This is a genomic window from Streptomyces sp. NPDC049915 (genome assembly GCF_040656475.1).
Taxonomy (GTDB): Bacteria; Actinomycetota; Actinomycetes; order Streptomycetales; family Streptomycetaceae; genus Streptomyces.
Map to the genome: position 1 here is coordinate 160,028 of NZ_JBFAMH010000008.1, position 20,681 is coordinate 180,708.

Below are 20,681 nucleotides of genomic sequence, written 5' to 3' on the forward strand. Positions count from 1 at the left end.
TTACGCGAAGGAGACAGGCAGATGTCCGGCCACTCTAAATGGGCCACGACGAAGCACAAGAAAGCCGTGATCGACGCCAAGCGCGGCAAGCTCTTCGCGAAGCTGATCAAGAACGTCGAGGTCGCGGCGCGCATGGGCGGCGCGGACCCCGAGGGCAACCCGACGCTGTACGACGCCATCCAGAAGGCGAAGAAGTCGTCGGTCCCGAACAAGAACATCGACTCCGCGGTCAAGCGCGGCGCGGGCCTGGAGGCCGGCGGCGCCGACTACGAGACGATCATGTACGAGGGTTACGGCCCGAACGGTGTCGCGGTGCTCATCGAGTGCCTCACCGACAACCGCAATCGCGCCGCCTCCGAGGTCCGCGTCGCCATGACCCGCAACGGCGGCTCCATGGCCGACCCGGGCTCGGTGTCGTACCTGTTCAACCGCAAGGGCGTGGTGATCGTCCCCAAGGGTGAGCTGAGCGAGGACGACGTCCTCGGCGCCGTCCTGGACGCCGGTGCCGAGGAGGTCAACGACCTCGGTGAGACCTTCGAGGTCATCAGCGAGGCCACCGACCTGGTCGCCGTGCGCACCGCCCTGCAGGACGCCGGCATCGACTACGACTCCGCCGAGGCCAACTTCGTCCCGACCATGCAGGTCGAGCTGGACGAGGAGGGCGCCAAGAAGATCTTCAAGCTGATCGACGCGCTCGAGGACAGCGACGACGTGCAGAACGTCTTCGCCAACTTCGACGTCAGCGACGAGGTCATGGAGAAGGTCGACGCGTGACGCTCCGCTGAAACGAGCGCAATGGCGGCGGGCCGGTGGGACACGTCCACCGGCCCGCCGTCATTGTCAGTGGGACCCGATAGCCTGCACAAACAGGTGATCGAGGGATCCGAGGGAGGGGCGCGGTGCGCGTATTGGGGGTGGACCCCGGACTGACGCGGTGCGGTGTCGGCGTCGTCGAGGGGGTCGCGGGCCGCCCGCTCACCATGCTCGGCGTCGGAGTCGTCCGCACACCGGCGGGCGACGACCTCAGCCACCGCCTCCTCGCCGTCGAGCAGGGCATCGAGCAGTGGCTGGACGAGCACCGGCCGGAGTTCGTCGCCGTCGAGCGCGTCTTCAGCCAGCACAACGTACGCACGGTCATGGGCACCGCCCAGGCCAGCGCCGTCGCCATGCTGTGCGCCGCCCGCCGCGGCATCCCGGTCGCCCTGCACACCCCCAGCGAGGTCAAGGCCGCCGTCACCGGCAGCGGCCGCGCCGACAAGGCACAGGTCGGGGCCATGGTCACCCGGCTGCTCAGACTCGCCTCGCCGCCCAAGCCCGCCGACGCCGCCGACGCCCTCGCGCTCGCCATCTGCCACATCTGGCGCGCCCCCGCCCAGAACCGGCTCCAGCAGGCCGTCGCCCGGCACACCGTCCCCGTATCGAAAGGCCGTACGGCATGATCGCCTTCGTCAGCGGCACGGTCGCCGCGCTCGCCCCCGACGCCGCGGTGGTGGAGGTCGGCGGGGTCGGCATGGCCGTCCAGTGCACGCCGAACACACTGTCCACGCTGCGGATGGGCCAGCCCGCCAAGCTGCACACGTCCCTCGTCGTCCGCGAGGACTCCCTCACCCTGTACGGCTTCACCGACGACGACGAGCGCCAGGTCTTCGAGCTGCTGCAGACAGCGAGCGGAGTCGGACCGCGCCTGGCCCAGGCGATGCTCGCCGTGCACACCCCGGACGCGCTGCGCCGCGCCGTCGCCACCGGTGACGAGAAGGCGCTCACCGCCGTCCCCGGCATCGGCAAGAAGGGCGCCCAGAAGCTGCTGCTGGAGCTGAAGGACCGGCTCGGCGAGCCCGTCGGGGCGCCCGCCGTCGGCGCCCCGGTCTCCCAGGGCTGGCGCGACCAGCTGCACGCCGCCCTGATCGGGCTGGGCTACGCGACCAGGGAGGCCGACGAGGCGGTGACCGCCGTCGCACCCCAGGCCGAGGCCGCGGGCGGCACGCCCCAGGTCGGGCAGCTGCTGAAGGCCGCCCTGCAGACCCTGAACCGCGCCCGCTGACCGCATCGCGCCCGCTGACCCCGATAGCCGAAGGCACACCACATGAACTGGGACGACGCCACCGACACCCCCGCCCCCGATCGGCTGGTGGACTCTGTCGCCGACCGTGAGGACCAGGCCGTCGAGGCCGCCCTGCGCCCCAAGGACCTGGGCGAGTTCATCGGCCAGGAAAAGGTGCGCGAACAGCTCGACCTGGTGCTGCGCGCCGCCCGCGCGCGCGGCGCCACCGCCGACCACGTGCTGCTCTCCGGCGCCCCCGGCCTGGGCAAGACCACCCTGTCGATGATCATCGCGGCCGAGATGGGCGCCCCCATCCGCATCACCTCGGGACCCGCCATCCAGCACGCCGGCGACCTCGCCGCGATCCTGTCCTCCCTTCAGGAGGGCGAGGTGCTCTTCCTCGACGAGATCCACCGCATGTCGCGGCCCGCCGAGGAGATGCTGTACATGGCCATGGAGGACTTCCGCGTCGACGTGATCGTCGGCAAGGGCCCCGGCGCCACCGCCATCCCGCTCGAACTGCCTCCCTTCACCCTGGTCGGCGCCACCACCCGCGCGGGCCTGCTGCCGCCCCCGCTGCGCGACCGCTTCGGCTTCACCGCGCACATGGAGTTCTACGAGCCGCACGAGCTGGAGCGCGTCGTACACCGCTCGGCGCAGCTGCTGGACGTCGAGATCGACCCCGACGGCGCCGCCGAGATCGCCGGCCGCTCCCGCGGCACGCCCCGTATCGCCAACCGGCTGCTGCGCCGCGTACGCGACTACGCGCAGGTCAAGGCCGACGGCCTGATCACCCGCGACATCGCCGCCGCCGCCCTCGCCGTCTACGAAGTCGACGCGCGCGGCCTGGACCGCCTGGACCGGGCCGTGCTGCAGGCGCTGCTGAAGCTCTTCGGCGGTGGCCCCGTCGGCCTGTCGACCCTGGCGGTCGCGGTGGGGGAGGAGCGGGAGACGGTCGAGGAGGTGGCCGAACCCTTCCTGGTACGCGACGGTCTGCTGGCCCGCACCCCGCGTGGCCGTGTCGCCACGCCGGCCGCCTGGGCCCACCTCGGCCTGACCCCGCCCCGCTCCTCGGCGGCCGGAAACGGACAAGCAGATCTGTTCGGGGCATGACAGCAGGAGACGGTGCATGACGGAGGGACATCGGCGAGGGATTGGCGGGCGCAGGAACCCAGGTGCCATGCTGAGCGTTGTTCCTTGCGCGCGGACTCGCTTAGACTCCGCCGATGCCGCCTGTGACGGCAGCCCCCATACACCCCCAGCCATCAGGCCGCTCACCATCGCGGTCGTGTGAAGGAAGTACCGACCCGTGAGTCTCGTGACCCTCCTCCCGTTCATCGTGCTCATCGGGGCCATGTTCCTGATGACCCGCTCCGCCAAGAGGAAGCAGCAGCAGGCCGCGGACATGCGGAACCACATGCAACCCGGTTCCGGCGTCCGCACCATCGGGGGCATGTACGCGACGGTCAAGGAGGTGAACGAGGAGACGGTCCTCCTTGACGCCGGTCCCGGTATCGAGCTCCTCTTCGCGAAGAACTCGATCGGCGCCGTCCTGAGCGACGACGAGTACAACCGCATCGTCCACGGCGTCGAGCACGACCTGAAGTCCGACGCCGACATCGTCCCCGACGACGCGTCCTCCCTCACCGAAGACGACGAGTCCGCCGCTGCCGCCTCCGAGGGCAAGATCGACCTCGGTAAGCAGGACGCCGCCGAGCGAGGCGACGACGCGATCAAGGCCGCCGAGGACAAGGCCGACGCGGCCGAGGCGAAGGCTCAGGCCGACGAAGAGCCGAAGAAGTCCGAGGGCGACACCGACGCGAAGTAGTCGCGTCCCCGGGGCACGCGCCACGACCGTCGCGCGTGCCCTGTGCGACGTGCGCTTCTCGCAGGGGGTCCCAACCATGTCATGGCCGCCGCAGCGCTGACCCGGCGCGGAGCGGCCCGAGAGGGAGTACGAGAAGGTGGCAGCACCTAGAAAGGGCCGGAGCGCGAGCGCCCAGAGCAAGCCGTGGCGCGCGCTGGCCCTGATCCTGATCGCCATCGTGGCGCTCACCGGCGGGATGTTCGCCTCCGGGCACACCACCCCGCGCCTGGGCATCGACCTTGCCGGCGGTACGAGCATCACGCTCCGGGCGGTCCCCGAGGCCGGCCAGGAGTCCGCGATCAACAAGACCAACATGGACACCGCGGTCGAGATCATGGAGCGCCGCGTCAACGGTCTTGGTGTGTCGGAGTCCGAGGTCCAGACCCAGGGCAATCGCAACATCATCGTCAACATCCCCAAGGGCACGAACTCCGAGCAGGCGCGCCAGCAGGTCGGCACCACCGCCAAGCTCTACTTCCGCCCCGTCCTGGCCACCGAGCTCTCCGGCCCCGGCACGGCGACCCCGACGCCGAGCGGCACCGGCAACGCCTCGGCGTCGCCGAGCGGCAAGGCCAATGGCAAGGCCTCGGACAAGCCGGAGGCGACCGGCAAGGGATCGTCCTCGCCGTCCGCCACCTCGTCGGCGAGCGCCACCTCCCAGGGACGCGCCGTCTCCGACGCGCTCAAGGCGGACGCCACGCCGTCCGCGAGCAGCTCCGGCGGCTCCAAGGCGTCTCCCTCGCCGTCGGGCAGCGCTCCCGCTGACGCCACCTCCAAGCTCCAGGCGCGGTTCGCGGCTCTGGACTGCTCCAAGCCGGACCAGCGCGCCGCGGCCGGCAAGGGCGCCAAGCCCGGCGACCCGACCCTGGCGTGCGGCAACTCCAGCGGCCAGTGGCAGAAGTACGTCCTCGGCCCGGCCGGCGTGGACGGCACCGACGTGAAGAAGGCGCAGGCCGTCTTCAACACGCAGAACGCCTCCGGCTGGACCGTCACCATGGAGTTCACCTCCAAGGGCGCGAAGAAGTTCGCCGACATCACCGGCAAGCTGGCCCAGCAGCAGACCCCGCAGAACCAGTTCGCGATCGTGCTCGACGGCAACGTCGTCTCCGACCCGTTCGTCCGCGAGGCACTGACCGGCGGCAGCGCCGAGATCACCGGTCACTTCTCCCAGGACGAGGCGCAGAGCCTCGCCAACATGCTGTCCTACGGCGCCCTGCCGCTGACCTTCAAGGAGGACAGCGTCACCACGGTGACCGCGGCGCTCGGCGGTGAGCAGCTCAAGGCAGGTCTGATCGCCGGCGCGATCGGACTCGCCCTGGTCGTGATCTACCTGGTGGTCTACTACCGCGGCCTGGCACTGATCGCCTGCGCCTCGCTGCTGGTGTCCGCCGCGCTCACCTACGTGATCATGGCGCTGCTCGGCCCGGCCATCGGCTTCGCGCTGAACCTGCCGGCCGTGTGCGGTGCCATCGTCGCCATCGGCATCACCGCGGACTCGTTCATCGTGTACTTCGAACGGGTCCGGGACGAGATCCGCGAGGGCCGCTCGCTGCGCCCCGCTGTGGAGCGCGGCTGGCCGCGTGCCCGGCGCACCATCCTCGTCTCCGACTTCGTCTCCTTCCTCGCCGCCGCGGTGCTGTTCATCGTGACGGTCGGCAAGGTGCAGGGCTTCGCGTTCACGCTCGGTCTGACCACCGTGCTCGACGTCGTCGTGGTGTTCCTGTTCACCAAGCCGCTGCTGACGCTCCTGGCCCGCCGGAAGTTCTTCGCCGACGGCCACAAGTGGTCCGGACTCGACCCCAGGAGCCTGGGCGCCAAGCCGCCGCTGCGCAGTACTCGTCGTTCCTCCCGTTCGGCCGCCGGCCCCGTCGACCCGAAGGAGGCGTGAGAGATGTCGAAGCTCGGCAACCTCGGCGCCCGGCTCCACCGTGGCGAAATCGGCTACGACTTCATCGGCAAGCGCAAGATCTGGTACGGCGTCTCGATCCTGATCACCATCACGGCCATCCTGGGCCTGGCGGTGCGCGGCCTGAACATGGGCATCGAGTTCCAGGGCGGTGCCGTCTTCACCACCCCGAAGAACATGTCCGTCTCGGTCGCCGGCGCCGAGAACTACGCGCAGGAGGCCTCCGGCCACGACGCGATCGTCCAGAAGCTCGGTGACGGCAGCCTGCGCATCCAGGTCGCGGGCATCGAGACCAGCGACGCCACCAAGATCAAGAACGAGCTGGCCAAGGACCTCAAGGTCGACGCGGAGAAGATCAACGCCGACCTGGTCGGCCCCAGCTGGGGCGAGCAGATCGCCAACAAGGCGTGGCAGGGCCTGGGCATCTTCATGGTCCTCGTCGTGATCTACCTGGCGATCGCCTTCGAGTGGCGCATGGCCGTGGCCGCGCTCGTCGCCCTGATCCACGACATCACCATCACCACCGGCATCTACGCCCTCGTCGGCTTCGAGGTCACGCCGGGCACGGTGATCGGTCTGCTGACCATCCTCGGTTACTCGCTCTACGACACGGTCGTCGTCTTCGACAGCCTCAAGGAGCAGACGAAGGACATCACCAAGCAGACCAGGTGGACCTACAGCGACGTCGCGAACCGCTCCATCAACGGCACCCTGGTCCGCTCCATCAACACCACGGTGGTCGCGCTGCTGCCGGTCGCGGGCCTGCTGTTCATCGGCGGCGGCTTCCTCGGCGCGGGCATGCTCAACGACATCTCCCTGTCGCTGTTCGTCGGCCTCGCGGCCGGTGCGTACTCCTCGATCTTCATCGCCACGCCGCTCGTCGCCGACCTCAAGGAGCGCGAGCCGCAGATGAAGGCCCTGCGCAAGCGCGTGCTGGCCAAGCGGGCCCAGGCCGGCTCCCAGGAGGAGTTCGCCGGCGCCCGCACCGGTGCCGCCGACTCCGACGACGCCGCACCGGCGGTCGTCGGCCCCCGCGACCAGTCCGCCGCCCGCAACCGCGGCCGTGGCCGACCCTCGGGGAAGCGCCGATGACGGAGATGCGAGAGCTGCTGCTCAGCCGTATCCGGGACGTGGCCGACTACCCGGAGCCGGGCGTGATGTTCAAGGACATCACCCCGCTGCTCGCGGACCCGGCGGCGTTCACCGCGCTCACCGACGCGTTCGCGGAGATCGCCGAGCGCACCCGCGCCACCAAGATCGTCGGCCTGGAGGCGCGGGGGTTCATCCTCGGCGCCCCCGTCGCCGTCCGCGCGGGCCTCGGCTTCATCCCGGTGCGCAAGGCGGGCAAGCTGCCCGGCGCCACCCTCGGCCAGTCCTACGACCTGGAGTACGGCTCGGCCGAGATCGAGGTGCACGCCGAGGACCTGACCGCCGACGACCGCGTTCTGATCGTCGACGACGTCCTCGCCACCGGCGGCACCGCCGAGGCCGCGGTCCAGCTGATCCGGCGGGCGGGTGCCCGGGTCACGGGCGCCGCGGTGCTGATGGAGCTGAGCTTCCTCCAGGGCCGCCCACGCCTGCAGGCCGCCCTCGGTGAGGCCCCGCTGGAGGCGCTGCTCACCGTCTGAGCGACCTGTCGTTCACCCGAGAGGCGGGCCCGGAGGAATCCGGCGCCCGCCCCTTGTGTTTTCGGGGTACACGGGTCGCACAGTGGCCTGAAGGCGATCCTGGAGCCCAGGCTCGCTACGATGGGGACTCCGGAGCCTGACCGGGGGACCCGGATCGCGCACGAGGAGTCCTCTTGCCAGACGAGGCCCAGCACCTGACCGCCGCCAAGCCCGAGCCCGTCCCGGGATCCGCGGCGCAGCCCGCGCCGACCGCGCCGCACGCGAAGAACGACACCCGCGGGCCGGTCCAGCACGCCCAGTCGGCGCCCGTCGACAAGCCGGCCGAGGAGACCCGCCCCAAGCCCGCGCCCCCCGAGCAGCCCGTCAACTCTCCCGTGGTCCGCACGCCCGCTGCCCCGCCCGCCCGCTCCGGCTCCTCCAACCGCGTCCGCGCCCGTCTGGCCCGCCTCGGCGTCCAGCGCGCCAACCCCTACAACCCGGTCCTGGAACCGCTGCTGCGGATAGTCCGCAGCAACGACCCCAAGATCGAGAACTCCACGCTGCGCCAGATCGAGCGCGCCTACCAGGTCGCCGAGCGCTGGCACCGCGGCCAGAAGCGCAAGAGCGGCGACCCGTACATCACGCACCCGCTCGCCGTCACCACCATCCTCGCCGAGCTGGGCATGGATCCGGCCACCCTGATGGCCGGCCTGCTGCACGACACCGTCGAGGACACCGAGTACGGCCTAGAGGACCTGCGCCGCGACTTCGGCGACGTCGTCGCCCTGCTTGTCGACGGCGTCACCAAGCTGGACAAGGTCAAGTTCGGCGAGGCCGCACAGGCCGAGACCGTGCGCAAGATGGTCGTCGCCATGGCCAAGGACCCGCGCGTCCTGGTCATCAAGCTCGCCGACCGCCTGCACAACATGCGCACCATGCGCTACCTCAAGCGCGAGAAGCAGGAGAAGAAGGCGCGCGAGACCCTGGAGATCTACGCGCCGCTCGCCCACCGCCTGGGCATGAACACCATCAAGTGGGAGCTGGAGGACCTCGCCTTCGCGATCCTCTACCCCAAGATGTACGACGAGATCGTGCGCCTCGTCGCCGAGCGCGCCCCCAAGCGCGACGAGTACCTGGCCAAGGTGATCGACGAGGTCCAGGGCGACCTGCGCGCCGCCCGCATCCGCGCCACCGTGACCGGCCGCCCGAAGCACTACTACAGCGTCTACCAGAAGATGATCGTCCGCGGCCGTGACTTCGCGGAGATCTACGACCTGGTCGGCATCCGCGTCCTGGTGGACACCGTCCGCGACTGCTACGCCGCGCTGGGCACCGTCCACGCCCGCTGGAACCCCGTTCCCGGGCGGTTCAAGGACTACATCGCGATGCCCAAGTTCAACATGTACCAGTCGCTGCACACGACGGTCATCGGACCCAGCGGCAAGCCGGTCGAACTGCAGATCCGCACCTTCGACATGCACCGCCGCGCCGAGTACGGCATCGCCGCGCACTGGAAGTACAAGCAGGAGGCCGTCGCCGGCGCCTCCAAGGTGCGCAACGACGCGCCGAAGACCGCCGGCAAGGGCAAGGACGACCACCTCAACGACATGGCGTGGCTGCGCCAGCTGCTGGACTGGCAGAAGGAGACCGAGGACCCGGGCGAGTTCCTGGAGTCCCTGCGCTTCGACCTGTCCCGCAACGAGGTCTTCGTCTTCACACCCAAGGGCGACGTCATCGCGCTCCCGGCCGGCGCCACCCCGGTGGACTTCGCCTACGCGGTGCACACCGAGGTCGGTCACCGCACCATAGGAGCCCGCGTCAACGGCCGGCTCGTCCCGCTGGAGTCGACCCTCGACAACGGCGACCTGGTCGAGGTCTTCACCTCCAAGGCGGCCGGTGCCGGACCGTCCCGTGACTGGCTGGGCTTCGTCAAGTCGCCGCGCGCCCGCAACAAGATCCGGGGCTGGTTCTCCAAGGAGCGCCGCGACGAGGCGATCGAGCAGGGCAAGGACGCCATCGTGCGGGCCATGCGCAAGCAGAACCTGCCGATCCAGCGGATCCTCACCGGCGACTCCCTGGTCACGCTCGCGCACGAGATGCGCTACTCCGACATCTCCGCGCTGTACGCGGCGATCGGCGAGGGCCACGTCTCCGCGCAGCACATCGTGCAGAAGCTGGTGCAGGCCCTCGGCGGCGAGGAAGCGGCCACCGAGGAGATCGACGAGACCGTCCCGACCCGCGGCCGCGCCCGCAAGCGCCGCAGCAGCAACGACCCCGGTGTCGTCGTCAAGGGCGTCGACGACGTGTGGGTCAAGCTCGCCCGCTGCTGTACGCCGGTGCCAGGCGACCCCATCATCGGCTTCGTCACGCGCGGCAGTGGCGTATCGGTTCACCGCAGCGACTGCGTCAACGTCGAGTCACTGTCGCGGGAGCCGGAGCGCATCCTCGAGGTCGAGTGGGCGCCCACCCAGTCCTCGGTCTTCCTGGTCGCCATCCAGGTCGAGGCCCTGGACCGCTCCCGGCTGCTGTCCGACGTCACGCGCGTGCTGTCGGACCAGCACGTCAACATCCTCTCCGCGGCCGTGCAGACTTCCCGCGACCGGGTGGCCACCTCCCGGTTCACCTTCGAGATGGGCGACCCCAAGCACCTGGGGCACGTCCTGAAGGCCGTACGCGGCGTCGAGGGCGTCTACGACGTCTACCGCGTCACCTCGGCCCGCCGGCCGTCGTAAGGCCCGCACAGGGCACGCAGAAGCCCCCGTACACGGTGTGTACGGGGGCTTCCGGCTGTCGTCGTCGGGAGCGGGCGTCAGCCGCCGAACTCCTGCAGACCCTTCAGCGCCTGGTCCAGCAGGGCCTGGCGGCCCTCCAGCTCACGCTCCAGCTTGTCGGCCTTCGCGTTGTTGCCCTGGGCGCGCGCCTGCTCGATCTGACCCCTGAGCTTGTCGACGGCGGCCTGGAGCTGACCGGTCAGACCCTCGGCACGCGCGCGTGCCTCCGGGTTCGTCCGGCGCCACTCGGTCTCCTCGGCGTCCTGGATCGCGCGCTCGACGGCGTGCATCCGGCCCTCGACCTTCGGCCGGGCGTCCCGCGGCACATGGCCGATGGCCTCCCAGCGCTCGTTGATCGAGCGGAACGCTGCCCGCGCGGCCTTGAGATCCGTCACCGGCAGGAGCTTCTCGGCCTCCTCGGCCAGCTCCTCCTTCAGCTTCAGATTCTCCGCCTGCTCGGCGTCACGCTCGGCGAAGACCGAGCTGCGCGCGGCGAAGAAGACGTCCTGGGCTCCGCGGAAGCGGTTCCACAGGTCGTCCTCGTGCTCGCGCTGGGCGCGGCCCGCGGCCTTCCACTCCGCCATCAGCTCGCGGTAGCGGGCGGCGGTGGGACCCCAGTCCGTCGAGCCCGACAGTGCCTCGGCCTCGGCGACCAGGCGCTCCTTGGTCCGGCGGGCCTCCTCGCGCTGCGCGTCCAGCTGCGCGAAGTGCGCCTTGCGCCGCTTGGAGAACGCCGACCGGGCGTGCGAGAAGCGGTGCCACAGCTCGTCGTCCGACTTGCGGTCGAGTCGCGGCAGACCCTTCCAGGTGTCCACCAGGGCCCGCAGCCGCTCGCCGGCCGCCCGCCACTGGTCGGACTGCGCCAGCTCCTCGGCCTCCACGACCAGGGACTCCTTGGCGTGGCGGGCCTCGTCGGCCTGCTTCGCCCGCTGCGCCTTGCGCTCCTCGCGGCGCGACTCGACGGTCTGCACGAGCTTGTCCAGGCGCTGCCGCAGCGCGTCCAGGTCACCGACCGCGTGGTGTGCGTCGACCTGCTCGCGCAGGTGGTCGATCGCGGCCATCGCGTCCTTGGCCGACAGATCGGTGGTGCGCACTCGCTTCTCGAGGAGGCCGATCTCGACAACCAGGCCCTCGTACTTGCGCTCGAAGTAGGCCAGCGCCTCCTCGGGGGAGCCGGCCTGCCAGGAACCGACGACCTGCTCGCCGTCGGCCGTCCGCACGTACACGGTCCCCGTCTCGTCGACGCGGCCCCACGGGTCGCTGCTCACAGCGCCTCCTCCACATGATGCCTGCGAGGGGCCTTCGAGCTCCCCCGGGCATCGTCCACAGTTTGTTCACCGCCAACATAGGCGACCAGCGGGTTGCCTGTCCGCATCCAGCGCGACCGAAATTCCCCATCTGGCCACGGAAGACGCCCTCGCGGCGTCACGACTTCGTGACCGTCGCCCTGTCGATCACCACCGTCGCGTTCGGCGCGGTGTTCTGGGTGGCGGGATCGGCGGGCTGGGCGCCGGCGGCGGCGATCTTCTTCAGCACCTGCATGCCCGCCTGCGACACCGTACCGAACGGTGTGTAGCTGGGCGGCAGCGGGCTGTCCTGGTAGACGAGGAAGAACTGGCTGCCGTTGGTGTTCGGGCCGGAGTTCGCCATCGCGACCGTGCCCGCCGGGTAGACGTTGCCCTTCAGGCTCTTGTCCTTGAGGTTCTCGTCCTTCATCTTGTAGCCCGGGTCGCCCATGCCGGTGGCCGTCGGGTCGCCGCACTGCAGCACGTAGATGCCGGAGTCGGTCAGACGGTGGCACTTGGTGTGGTCGAAGTAGCCCTTGCCCGCGAGGAAGGCGAACGAGTTCACGGTGTGCGGGGCCGCCGACGCCTTCAGCGCGACGTCGATCTCACCGCACGTGGTGTCCAGCTTCATCGTGTACTTCGCCGACGTGTCGATCGACATCGCCGGCTCCTTGCCGAACTTCAGCTTCTTCACCGAGCCCGCGGCCGGCTTCGCGCACGGGTCCTTCGGCTTGGCGGACGGCGTCACCTCGGCGCTCGCGTTCGACTTGCCGTCGTCCTTGAACACCCCGGTGGTGTACGCCGCGAGGCCGCCCACCAGGACCACACCGAGCACCGAGGCGATCACGGAATTACGGACCCGCGCCTTGCGCCGCGCGTCGGTGCGCCGCTGCTGCTGCCGCAAGAACTTCTCCCGGGCGAGCTGACGCCGCCGCTGCTCCTGGCTGACCACCGGGGTTACTCCTCATGCCTGTTGTACGTCGGTTGGGGGCGCGTGCGTCCGATGAACCGATCGCCTGCGTGTGCCCCGTACCGTATATGGGTTCGCTGAGGAATCGGCAGCGCCGGTAGGCTCTGACCGCGGGCGCGAGCGCGAGACGCCGCCCCCATACCGACCACAACCGCCACAACGAAGGACGATCGTGCTCATTGCCGGGTTCCCCGCCGGGGCCTGGGGGACGAACTGCTATCTCGTCGCCCCCGCCGCCGGTGAGGAGTGCGTGATCATCGACCCGGGCCACCAGGCGGCCCCCGGCGTCGAAGAGGCGCTGAAGAAGCATCGGCTCAAGCCCGTCGCCGTCGTCCTCACCCACGGCCACATCGACCATGTGGCCTCGGTCGTCCCCGTGTGCGGCGCGCACGGCGTACCGGCCTGGATCCACCCCGAGGACCGGTTCATGATGAGCGACCCCGAGAAGGCGCTCGGCCGGACCATCGGCATGCCGCTGATGGGCGAGCTGACCGTCGGGGAGCCGGACGACGTCAGGGAGCTGACCGACGGCGCGAAGCTGGAACTGGCCGGTTTCGAGCTGACCGTGTCCCACGCGCCCGGCCATACCAAGGGGTCGGTGACCTTCGGCCTGCCCGAGGCGGCGGAGATCCCGCCGATCCTGTTCTCGGGCGACCTGCTGTTCGCCGGCTCCATCGGACGCACCGACTTCCCCGGTGGCTCCATGGACGACATGCTCGAGTCCCTGGCCCGCGTGGTCCTGCCGCTCGACGACTCCACCGTGGTGCTGCCCGGTCACAACGAGTACACGACCATCGGCCAGGAGCGCGCCACCAACCCGTATCTGCGGCAGGTGGCCGCCGGCCAGGGAGCGGACGCCCCGCGCGCTCCCCGACGAGGAATGTGACGAGAGACCTTCCGTGAGCACCTTCAAGGCCCCCAAGGGCACGTACGACCTGATCCCGCCGGACTCCGCCAAGTACCTGGCCGTGCGTGAGGCGATCGCCGCCCCGCTGCGCGCCTCCGGCTACGGCTACATCGAGACCCCCGGCTTCGAGAGTGTCGAGCTGTTCGCGCGCGGTGTCGGCGAGTCCACCGACATCGTGACCAAGGAGATGTACGCCTTCGAGACCAAGGGCGGCGACCGGCTCGCCCTGCGCCCCGAGGGCACCGCCTCCGTGCTGCGCGCCGCGCTGGAGGCCAACCTGCACAAGGCGGGCAACCTCCCCGTCAAGCTGTGGTACTCCGGCTCCTACTACCGCTACGAGCGCCCGCAGAAGGGCCGCTACCGCCACTTCTCCCAGGTCGGCGCCGAGGCGATCGGCGCGGAGGACCCGGCGCTGGACGCCGAGCTGATCATCCTGGCCGACCAGGCGTACCGCTCGCTCGGCCTGCGCGACTTCCGCATCCTGCTGAACTCGCTGGGCGACAAGGAGTGCCGGCCGGTGTACCGGGCCGCGCTGCAGGACTTCCTGCGCGGCCTGGACCTGGACGAGGACACCCGTCGCCGGATCGACATCAACCCGCTGCGCGTGCTGGACGACAAGCGGGAGGCGGTGCAGAAGCAGCTCACCGGCGCCCCGCTGCTGCGCGACTACCTGTGCGACGCCTGCAAGGCGTACCACGAGGAGGTCCGCGAGCTGATCACCGCCGCGGGCGTGTCCTTCGAGGACGACCCGAAGCTGGTGCGCGGCCTCGACTACTACACCCGCACGACCTTCGAGTTCGTCCACGACGGCCTCGGCTCGCAGTCCGCGGTGGGCGGCGGAGGCCGCTACGACGGTCTGTCGGAGATGATCGGCGGCCCCGCGCTGCCGTCCGTCGGCTGGGCGCTCGGTGTGGACCGCACGGTGCTCGCGCTGGAGGCGGAGGGCATCGAGCTCGAACTGCCCTCCGCGACCAGTGTCTTCGCGGTGCCGCTCGGCGACGAGGCCCGCCGCCTGCTGTTCGCCAAGGTCACCGAGTTGCGCAAGGTGGGTGTGGCGGCGGACTTCTCCTTCGGGCACAAGGGGCTCAAGGGCGCGATGAAGAACGCCAACCGCAGCGGCGCCCGCTACACCATCGTGGCCGGCGAGCGCGACCTCGCCGAGGGCGTCGTCCAGCTCAAGGACATGGAGTCCGGCGAGCAGACGCCGGTCGGCGTGAACGAGATCGTGGCGGAGCTCGAGGCCCGGCTCGGCGGCTGACGACCGATGACAGCGACGGAGGGCGCCGGGGAGATCCCGGCGCCCTCCGTTGTCAACCCGGCGCCCGCGATGTCGCTCCGCCAGGGGATTTTCGAACCGGGAGCGCCGCACGCGCGTGGAGGCCTGCGATCAGCGGCCGGATCCGAACGCTCGGGGCCCCGCACGCGTACATCCTTATGTCCATCGAACGGTGGGCAGGGGGACGCGTGCGGCACAATGGCCGTGCCCGAAGAAGGTCCAACTCTCAAGTGACGGAACCGGCGGAATGAGCAAGACGACAGTGAAGGACGTCTCCACCGACCCCGAGCCGCAGGACGCCGGGGCCGCCGCGCCGCGCACCGTGGGCGGCAGCCGTGCCTTCGGCGTGCTGCTGGTGATCACCGGCGCGGCCGGACTGCTCGCCGCCTGGGTCATCACCCTGGACAAGTTCAAGATCCTCGAGGCCAAGGTCGCGGGCAAGACGTTCACCCCCGGCTGCAGCCTCAACCCGGTCGTCTCCTGCGGCAGCGTGATGGAGTCCAAGCAGGCCGCCGCCTTCGGGTTCCCCAACCCGATGCTCGGCCTGGTCGCCTACGGCATCGTCATCTGCGTCGGCATGAGCCTGCTGGGCCGCGCCCGCTTCCCGCGCTGGTACTGGCTCACCTTCAACTTCGGCACGCTCTTCGGTGTGGGCTTCTGCGCCTGGCTGCAGTTCCAGTCGCTGTACCGGATCAACGCGCTGTGCCTGTGGTGCAGTCTGGCCTGGGTCGCCACGATCATCATGTTCTGGTACGTGACGTCCTTCAACATCCGCAACGACCTGCTGCCCGCCCCGCGCTGGCTCAAGAGCTTCTTCGGCGAGTTCACCTGGGTCATGCCGGTGCTCCACATCGGCATCATCGGCATGCTGGTCCTGACCCGCTGGTGGGACTTCTGGACCAGCTGAGTCCCTTGAGGCCGCAGCCCCCGACAGCACCCGACTCCGGCCGGCCGCTCCACGCGGCCGGCCGCTTTGTCAGTGCCGTGATTTAGGGTTTCTGACGTGGAGCCCGACCTGTTCACCGCCGCAGCCGAAGAACGCCAGGAGAAGGACCCGACGACCAGCCCCCTCGCGGTCCGGATGCGTCCGCGCACCCTCGACGAGGTCGTCGGGCAGCAGCACCTGCTCAAGCCGGGCTCGCCCCTGCGCCGCCTGGTCGGCGAGGGCGCGAAGGGTCCGGCGGGGCCGTCCTCGGTGATCCTGTGGGGGCCGCCCGGCACCGGCAAGACCACGCTCGCCTACGTCGTCTCCAAGGCCACCAACAAGCGCTTCGTGGAGCTGTCCGCGATCACCGCGGGCGTCAAGGAGGTGCGCACGGTCATCGACGGCGCCCGCCGCGCCAGCGGCGGCTACGGCCAGGAGACCGTCCTCTTCCTCGACGAGATCCACCGCTTCAGCAAGGCCCAGCAGGACTCCCTCCTCCCGGCCGTCGAGAACCGCTGGGTGACCCTGATCGCGGCCACCACCGAGAATCCGTACTTCTCGGTGATCTCCCCGCTGCTCTCCCGCTCCCTGCTGCTCACCCTCGAGCCCCTCACCGACGACGACATCCGCAGCCTGCTGAAGCGCGCCCTCACCGACCAGCGCGGCCTGAAGAGCGCCGTCGCCCTCCCCGGGGACACCGAGGACCACCTGCTGCGCATCGCCGGTGGTGACGCCCGCCGCGCGCTGACCGCCCTGGAGGCCGCCGCGGGGGCCGCCCTCGACAAGGGCGAGCCGGAGATCTCCCTGTCCACCCTGGAGGAGACCGTCGACCGGGCCGCGGTGAAGTACGACCGCGACGGCGACCAGCACTACGACGTCGCCAGTGCCCTGATCAAGTCCATCCGCGGCTCGGACGTCGACGCCGCCCTGCACTACCTGGCCCGCATGATCGAGGCCGGCGAGGACCCCCGGTTCATCGCCCGCCGCCTGATGATCTCCGCCAGCGAGGACATCGGCCTGGCCGACCCGAACGCCCTGCCCATCGCGGTCGCCGCGGCCCAGGCCGTCGCCATGATCGGCTTCCCCGAGGCCGCGCTCACCCTCAGCCACGCCACCATCGCGCTCGCGCTCGCCCCCAAGTCCAACTCCGCCACCACCGCGATCGGCGCCGCCCTGGACGACGTACGCAAGGGACTGGCCGGAGCGGTCCCGGCGCATCTGCGCGACAGCCACTACAAGGGCGCGACCAAGCTCGGGCACGGCCAGGGGTACGTCTACCCGCACGACCTGGCCGAGGGCATCGCCGCTCAGCAGTACGCCCCGGACGTCCTCAAGGACCGCGAGTACTACACCCCGACCCGGCACGGCGCGGAGGCCCGCTACGCGGACGCCGTGGAGTGGACCCGCAAGCACCTCGGTCGCAAGCGGTCCTGAGCGCCCTGTAGACTGCCCTGAAGTGCCGAGTTCCGTGCAGTCAGAGCGGGACAGCCGGCCGGAACCCCCAGCGGGTTCCAGGAGCGTCGCGCACCGTCGAACGGTGTCGCGGGCAGCCCACCACCACCCGGAGTTCCGGGAGAGGTCGGTGGGCCACTCGCGTGCTGCACGTATGTGCCCAGACCAGGGGAGCGGCTGCCCGGCAGGTCCCACGCGGACCCGACGGGTTTCCCCGGCTGCGGATGCGACCTCCCGCAACCCTGACAAGCCGGAACAAGGAAAAGAGAAACAGTGGCGAACCAGTCCCGCCCCAAGGTCAAGAAGTCGCGTGCCCTCGGCATCGCGCTGACCCCGAAGGCCGTCAAGTACTTCGAGGCCCGCCCCTACCCGCCGGGTGAGCACGGCCGTGGCCGCAAGCAGAACTCGGACTACAAGGTCCGTCTGCTCGAGAAGCAGCGTCTGCGCGCCCAGTACGACATCTCCGAGCGCCAGCTCGTGCGCGCCTACGAGCGTGCCTCCAAGGTCCAGGGCAAGACCGGTGAGGCCCTGATCGTGGAGCTGGAGAAGCGCCTCGACGCGCTGGTCCTGCGTTCGGGCATCGCCCGCACGATCTACCAGGCCCGCCAGATGGTCGTGCACGGCCACATCCAGGTCAACGGCAAGAAGGTCGACAAGCCGTCCTTCGTCGTGCGCCCCGACGATGTGATCCAGATCCGCGACCGCTCCAAGGACAAGACGCTCTTCCAGATCGCCCGCGAGGGTGGCTTCGCCCCCGACGGTGAGACCCCGCGCTACCTGCAGGTGAACCTCAAGGCCCTGGCGTTCCGCCTGGACCGCGAGCCGAACCGCAAGGAGATCCCGGTGATCTGCGACGAGCAGCTCGTCGTCGAGTACTACGCCCGCTGATCCTCGGCAGGCGGCAGCACTCCCTCAGCCCGCCGTCTCCCCGCCCTTCCGGGTGGGCGAGGCGGCGGGCTGCCGCGTTCCCGGGCCGCCCCGCTGCGATCTGCGCGGCGCCGGGACGGACGTCAGCGCCCGCCCTCGCCCCAGGGCCCGCGCGACCGCCTCGGCCCACCCGAGCCGCCGCCCCTGGCGTACGCACTCCTCGTACCGCGCGTCGCCGAGCCGCTCCCGGGCCGTCGCCTCGCACAGCTCGTGCGGACCGTTGTAGTACGCCGACCCGAACAGCGGCAGTCCCACCGACGGCCACATCCGTGCCGCGGCCCCCTGCAGCACCGCCGCCTCCGCCGCGTCCCCCTCCGCCGCGGTGACCAGCGCCAGCAGCTCCATCGACAGCACCGAGCCGAGCAGATCGCGGAACCCGTGCGCGCCGCCCAGGCACTCGGTCAGCAGCGCCCGGGAGCGGGCCGCGTCCCCCTCCGCCCAGGCGGCGTACGCCAAGACGAAGAGCGCGTAGCCGAGCGCCCACCGCTCGCCATGGTCCTCACACACCTGACGCACGTCCTCGCACAACCGCACCGCGTCCGCCAGATCGCCCTGGAACGCCCGGGTCATCGCCAGTTCGACCTGGCCCATCAGCACGTTGCTGTTCAGCTCGCCGATCTCCCGGTAGCGCTCCAGCGCCGAGCGCAGCAGCCGCTCCGCGCGCGCCATGTCGTCCGTGACCAGCGCCAGACATCCGGTGCGGTGCTCGGCGTAGGCGACACCGGTCGCACTGCCCAGCCGCTCCGCCTCCGCACGGCAGTCCGTCAGCGCCGCCAGGGCGGGCACCGGATCGCCCTGAAGGATCGTGACATAGCCCAGCACCCACAGGGCCTTCAGCCGGGGATGCTCGCCCGCGCTGCGCGCACCGCCCTCCGTCTCCAGCTCGAGGCTGCGCTGCAACCAGTGCCTCCCCTCCGCCAGCCGCCCGCAGCCCGCCCAGTAGAACCACAGTGAACCGGCCAGATACTGGCCCAGATGCGCCTCGCCCGGCTCGGTCAGGCAGTGCTCCAGCGCGCACCGCAGATTCGGCAGTTCGGCCTCGATGCGCTCGGCCACCTCCGCCTGCCGCGGCGAGAACCAGTCCAGCTCGCACCAGGTCGCCAGCCCCATGTACCAGTCCCGGTGGCGTCGCCGCATCCGCTCCGCGTCCCCCGTCGCCGCGAGCCAGTCGGCGCCGTACGCCCGGATCGTGTCGAGCATGCGGTAGCGCACGCCCGTGGCCATCTCCTCGCGGGTCACGACCGACTGTGCGATCAGTTCCGTCAGCACGTCCAGCACGTCGTCGGCGGGCAGACCATGCCCGCTGCACACGTACTCCACGGCATCCAGGTCGAACTGCCCGGCGAACACCGTCAGCCGCGCCCACAGCAACCGCTCCGCGGGGGTGCACAGCTCGTGGCTCCAGCCGATCGCCGTGCGCAGCATGCGATGGCGCGGCAGCGCGTCGCGCACCTCACCGGTCAGCAGCCGGAACCGGTCGTCCAGCCGCTCCAGCAGCTGCGCCGGCGACAGCGCCCGCAGCCGCCCGGCCGCCAGCTCCAGGGCCAGCGGGATGCCGTCGAGACGCCGGCACAGCTCGCGCACCTCGGGGCCGTCCCCGACGGGCACGCCCTGGGCGGCGGCGCGGTCGGTGAACAGTTCCACCGCCTCGTCCTCGCCCAGGGGCGCGAGAGGCAGCAGCCGTTCGCCGGCCAGCCGCAGCGGGCACCGGCCCACCGCGAGGATCCGCAGCTGGGGGAGCCGGGCCAGCAGGTCCGCCACCAGAGCGGCGCACGCCTCGGCCAGATGCTCGAAACCGTCCAGGACCAGCAGGAGTTCACGGCCGGCGAGATGCGCGAGCAGCGTCTCGCGCGGCGCCCGGGACGTGTGGTCGGTCAGCCCCAGCGCCTCCACGAGCGCGTACGCGACGAGTCCGGAGTCCCGCAGCGGCGCCAGATCCAGTTGCCACACCCCGTGCGGGGCCACGCAGCGCGCCGCCGCCCGTGCCGCCAGCCGCGACTTGCCGACCCCGCCGGGGCCGGTCACGGTCACCAGCCGCGAGCCGCGCAGGGCCTCGGCCAGGTCGGCCAGTTCGCCGGCCCGGCCGACGAACGCGTTCGATTCGGCGGGCAGATGGCCGCCCGCGGGTGTGCCTGCGCGCTGATGATCTCGCATGGGACACGGAGCGTACTGAACCGTAATCACTGCGTACAAACGCTTCCCGGAACTCCGGCGCCCACGCCCCCTAATCCGGTACGGAGCCCGAGCCCCGGCGCGATAGGCTCGGTGCACGACTTTCTCGATGTTCAGGCACGTTTCAGGGAGCGGGTGCGCACAGTGTCCGGTGGAGAGGTGGCCGGGATCCTGGTGGCCGTCTTCTGGGCGATCCTGGTCTCCTTCCTCGCGGTGGCGCTCGCGAGGCTGGCCCAGACGCTCAAGGCGACGACCAAGCTCGTGGCGGACGTGACCGACCAGGCCGTCCCGCTGCTGGCCGACGCCTCCCAGGCGGTGCGCTCCGCGCAGACCCAGATCGACCGGGTCGACGCGATCGCCTCCGACGTCCAGGAGGTCACGTCGAACGCCTCCGCCCTGTCGACCACCGTCGCCTCCACCTTCGGCGGCCCGCTGGTCAAGGTCGCGGCCTTCGGCTACGGCGTCCGCCGGGCGCTGGGCGGGCGCAAGGGTGAAGTGCCCGCCGAGGAGGCGCGGCGTACCGTGATCGTGGGCCGCACCGTCCCGGCCTCACGACGGGGCAAGCGGAAGTAAG

Annotated in this window: 18 protein-coding genes; 15 read left to right on the forward strand and 3 right to left on the reverse strand. The window is 70.7% G+C overall.

Going from position 1 to position 20,681, the window contains the following annotated elements; all coding sequences use genetic code 11:
* The first annotated feature begins 21 nt into the window (after window positions 1-21).
* From AB0J12_RS16700 to relA, 9 genes are all read left to right on the forward strand, one after another.
* Complete coding sequence (locus AB0J12_RS16700; protein ID WP_363265016.1) at window positions 22-774, forward strand: YebC/PmpR family DNA-binding transcriptional regulator; 753 nt, start codon at window positions 22-24, stop codon at window positions 772-774.
* Between the two features lie 125 nt (window positions 775-899).
* The gene (ruvC, locus tag AB0J12_RS16705) at window positions 900-1,439 is read left to right on the forward strand and encodes a crossover junction endodeoxyribonuclease RuvC (protein WP_363265017.1); all 540 of its coding nucleotides are present in this window, start codon (window positions 900-902) and stop codon (window positions 1,437-1,439) included.
* Window positions 1,436-2,041: a Holliday junction branch migration protein RuvA gene (gene ruvA, locus AB0J12_RS16710; protein ID WP_363265018.1), complete on the forward strand. Its 606-nt coding sequence runs from the start codon at window positions 1,436-1,438 to the stop codon at window positions 2,039-2,041. The genes ruvC and ruvA overlap by 4 nt, the downstream gene beginning before the upstream one ends.
* A 42-nt stretch (window positions 2,042-2,083) precedes the next feature.
* On the forward strand, window positions 2,084-3,154 hold the full coding sequence (ruvB, locus tag AB0J12_RS16715) for a Holliday junction branch migration DNA helicase RuvB (RefSeq protein ID WP_363265019.1): 1,071 nt from the start codon (window positions 2,084-2,086) through the stop codon (window positions 3,152-3,154).
* 196 nt (window positions 3,155-3,350) lie between these two features.
* Window positions 3,351-3,869 (forward strand): preprotein translocase subunit YajC, encoded by a 519-nt coding sequence (yajC, locus tag AB0J12_RS16720; RefSeq protein ID WP_363265020.1) that lies wholly within the window; start codon window positions 3,351-3,353, stop codon window positions 3,867-3,869.
* A gap of 136 nt (window positions 3,870-4,005) precedes the next feature.
* The gene (gene secD, locus AB0J12_RS16725; RefSeq protein ID WP_363265021.1) at window positions 4,006-5,796 is read left to right on the forward strand and encodes a protein translocase subunit SecD; all 1,791 of its coding nucleotides are present in this window, start codon (window positions 4,006-4,008) and stop codon (window positions 5,794-5,796) included.
* A gap of 3 nt (window positions 5,797-5,799) precedes the next feature.
* Window positions 5,800-6,906 carry a protein translocase subunit SecF gene (gene secF, locus AB0J12_RS16730; protein WP_363265022.1) on the forward strand — a complete coding sequence of 369 codons (1,107 nt, stop codon included), beginning with the start codon at window positions 5,800-5,802 and terminating at the stop codon, window positions 6,904-6,906.
* Window positions 6,903-7,442 (forward strand): adenine phosphoribosyltransferase, encoded by a 540-nt coding sequence (locus AB0J12_RS16735; RefSeq protein WP_363265023.1) that lies wholly within the window; start codon window positions 6,903-6,905, stop codon window positions 7,440-7,442. Before secF ends, AB0J12_RS16735 begins: the two co-directional genes overlap by 4 nt.
* A 173-nt stretch (window positions 7,443-7,615) precedes the next feature.
* On the forward strand, window positions 7,616-10,153 hold the full coding sequence (relA, locus tag AB0J12_RS16740; RefSeq protein WP_363265024.1) for a GTP pyrophosphokinase: 2,538 nt from the start codon (window positions 7,616-7,618) through the stop codon (window positions 10,151-10,153).
* 77 nt (window positions 10,154-10,230) lie between these two features.
* Here relA and AB0J12_RS16745 read toward each other — a convergent pair whose 3' ends face one another.
* The gene (locus AB0J12_RS16745; RefSeq protein WP_363265025.1) at window positions 10,231-11,460 is read right to left on the reverse strand and encodes a DUF349 domain-containing protein; all 1,230 of its coding nucleotides are present in this window, start codon (window positions 11,458-11,460) and stop codon (window positions 10,231-10,233) included.
* A 157-nt stretch (window positions 11,461-11,617) separates the two neighbouring features.
* Complete coding sequence (locus tag AB0J12_RS16750; RefSeq protein ID WP_363265026.1) at window positions 11,618-12,430, reverse strand: peptidylprolyl isomerase; 813 nt, start codon at window positions 12,428-12,430, stop codon at window positions 11,618-11,620.
* A 190-nt stretch (window positions 12,431-12,620) separates the two neighbouring features.
* Between AB0J12_RS16750 and AB0J12_RS16755 the strand changes: the two genes are divergently transcribed.
* From AB0J12_RS16755 to rpsD, 5 genes are all read left to right on the forward strand, one after another.
* Window positions 12,621-13,334, forward strand: a complete 714-nt coding sequence (locus AB0J12_RS16755; RefSeq protein ID WP_363265027.1) for an MBL fold metallo-hydrolase — start codon at window positions 12,621-12,623, stop codon at window positions 13,332-13,334.
* A gap of 13 nt (window positions 13,335-13,347) precedes the next feature.
* A complete protein-coding gene (gene hisS / locus AB0J12_RS16760; protein WP_363265028.1) occupies window positions 13,348-14,613 on the forward strand; it encodes a histidine--tRNA ligase in 1,266 nt (421 codons plus the stop codon).
* A gap of 265 nt (window positions 14,614-14,878) precedes the next feature.
* The gene (locus tag AB0J12_RS16765; RefSeq protein WP_363265029.1) at window positions 14,879-15,538 is read left to right on the forward strand and encodes a vitamin K epoxide reductase family protein; all 660 of its coding nucleotides are present in this window, start codon (window positions 14,879-14,881) and stop codon (window positions 15,536-15,538) included.
* Between the two features lie 96 nt (window positions 15,539-15,634).
* On the forward strand, window positions 15,635-16,990 hold the full coding sequence (locus AB0J12_RS16770; RefSeq protein WP_363265030.1) for a replication-associated recombination protein A: 1,356 nt from the start codon (window positions 15,635-15,637) through the stop codon (window positions 16,988-16,990).
* A gap of 291 nt (window positions 16,991-17,281) precedes the next feature.
* Window positions 17,282-17,896, forward strand: coding sequence for a 30S ribosomal protein S4 (rpsD, locus tag AB0J12_RS16775; protein ID WP_363265031.1), 615 nt, complete (start codon window positions 17,282-17,284; stop codon window positions 17,894-17,896).
* Between the two features lie 24 nt (window positions 17,897-17,920).
* Here the strand turns inward: rpsD and AB0J12_RS16780 are convergent, their stop codons facing one another.
* Window positions 17,921-20,089 (reverse strand): AAA family ATPase, encoded by a 2,169-nt coding sequence (locus AB0J12_RS16780; protein ID WP_363265032.1) that lies wholly within the window; start codon window positions 20,087-20,089, stop codon window positions 17,921-17,923.
* 153 nt (window positions 20,090-20,242) lie between these two features.
* On the opposite strand from AB0J12_RS16780, the gene AB0J12_RS16785 reads away from it, so the two are divergent.
* Window positions 20,243-20,680: a DUF948 domain-containing protein gene (locus AB0J12_RS16785; RefSeq protein ID WP_361635107.1), complete on the forward strand. Its 438-nt coding sequence runs from the start codon at window positions 20,243-20,245 to the stop codon at window positions 20,678-20,680.
* Window position 20,681 lies beyond the last annotated feature (1 nt).

Bases quoted from the DNA above. Each gene is read 5' to 3' on its own strand.
- AB0J12_RS16700 (WP_363265016.1), top strand. From the start codon at position 22: ATGTCCGGCCACTCTAAATGGGCCACGACGAAGCACAAGAAAGCCGTG.
- ruvA (WP_363265018.1), top strand. From the start codon at position 1,436: ATGATCGCCTTCGTCAGCGGCACGGTCGCCGCGCTCGCCCCCGACGCC.
- ruvB (WP_363265019.1), top strand. From the start codon at position 2,084: ATGAACTGGGACGACGCCACCGACACCCCCGCCCCCGATCGGCTGGTG.
- secF (WP_363265022.1), top strand. From the start codon at position 5,800: ATGTCGAAGCTCGGCAACCTCGGCGCCCGGCTCCACCGTGGCGAAATC.
- AB0J12_RS16735 (WP_363265023.1), top strand. From the start codon at position 6,903: ATGACGGAGATGCGAGAGCTGCTGCTCAGCCGTATCCGGGACGTGGCC.
- AB0J12_RS16765 (WP_363265029.1), top strand. From the start codon at position 14,879: ATGAGCAAGACGACAGTGAAGGACGTCTCCACCGACCCCGAGCCGCAG.
- AB0J12_RS16780 (WP_363265032.1), bottom strand. From the start codon at position 20,089: ATGCGAGATCATCAGCGCGCAGGCACACCCGCGGGCGGCCATCTGCCC.